Raw genomic sequence first — 1,350 nt, forward strand, 5'->3', positions numbered from 1 at the left:
TGAACCGTCCTGGGTCTGCGAGAGGCTGAGGTTCAGGCCACCGCACCCTGTTGGGCGATGGCCGTAGCGTACAGCATTTCCCGTTCGATCGGGGGCATGTAGTCAATCGAGGAGTGGAGCCTCATAGTGTTGTACCAGTGAACCCACTCGGCGGTCTCCCGTTCCACCTCACGGAGCCCGCTCCAGTTCCGAGAAGCGGCGTACGGCGCGATCAGCTCGGTCTTGTACAGCCCGATCGTCGATTCCATCAGTGCGTTATCGAGGGCGTCGCCGACGGTCCCGATCGAGCCGGCGATCCCGGCCTCGGAGAGTTGCTCGGTGAACGCCAGCGATGTGTATTGAGACCCGGCATCGGAATGGTGAATTAAGCCTTCCGCGGTGAACTTGCTGATCGCCCGTTGGCGAGTGGACAACGCTTGTGCCAAGGCCGCGGAGACGAGATCGGTGGTCTTGTTCATCGACGCCTTCCACCCGAGGATTCTGCGGGAGTAGACGTCGGTCACGAACGACACGTAGCAGAACCCGGACGCGGTCCACACATACGTGAAATCCGCAACCCACAGCGCATCCGGTCGAGTCGGCGCCGCCCACGACCGCTTGACCAGGTCAGGATGCCTGGCGGCGCGCTGGTCCCGGGTCGTCGTGGTCGTGTGGTGGACCCCGCGGCGCACGCCCTGGATCCCGGCGACGCGCATCAATCGACCCATCTGGTCCCGCCCGATCCGCAGCCCTTCCCGCCGGGCCGCACGCCACATCTTCCGCACCCCGTACACGCACCTGTTGCGCCGATAAATGTCGACGACCCTGTTCACCAGATACGCCTCCTCCAACTGGTGGTCCGTTACCGGGCGAGCCCGCCAGCGGTAATACGTTTGCGGGGCGATCTGCACCCCGTGCTCCGACAACACGGCACAGATCGGCTCGACCCCGAAACGGCTTCGATGCTCGTGTACGAACAGAAGTCTTACTTGAGTCGACGGTCCAGCTCCGCCTGCGCGAAAAACGCCGAAGCAGTCTTCAATATCTCATTCGCCCGCCGCAACTCGGCGTTCTCCGCGCGCAGCCGCCGCAACTCAGCAGCCGCATCATCGTCGTTTCTCGCCGAGCCGGACGCGGAACCGGAATCGCGTTCCTCGGCCTCGACCCAGTTCCGGATCGTCGCCGGGTTCACGTCCAACAGCTGACCGACGTGCCGGCGTGCGGCCAGCTTCGACTCGCCGTGATCACGCAGACGGTCCAGGTAGAGGCGGACCGCGCGGGCACGGGTCTCCTCATCGAACTTCCGAGGTGCTCCCACAGCTCCAGTCTCCTTGCTAGATCAGGAGCCTCTCCGCGAGCCAGGGCGATTCA

The 1,350-nt window shown here is 64.2% G+C and carries 1 protein-coding gene and 1 other annotated feature; the gene reads right to left on the reverse strand.

What is annotated here, in order from left to right; genetic code table 11:
• Nucleotides 1-32 precede the first annotated feature (32 nt).
• Nucleotides 33-1,297 (reverse strand): IS3 family transposase gene (locus tag ACFQE5_RS13380; RefSeq protein ID WP_379585230.1). Its coding sequence is split into 2 segments (ribosomal slippage): nucleotides 33-997 and nucleotides 997-1,297, totalling 1,266 coding nucleotides; the frame shifts between segments, so codons are not numbered across the junction.
• Nucleotides 876-1,007: a sequence feature (AL1L pseudoknot), on the reverse strand. Its footprint overlaps the gene before it by 132 nt.
• Nucleotides 1,298-1,350: the final 53 nt, after the last annotated feature.

This window comes from Pseudonocardia hispaniensis, from assembly GCF_042658695.1.
GTDB classification, from domain to species: domain Bacteria; phylum Actinomycetota; class Actinomycetes; order Mycobacteriales; family Pseudonocardiaceae; genus Pseudonocardia; species Pseudonocardia hispaniensis.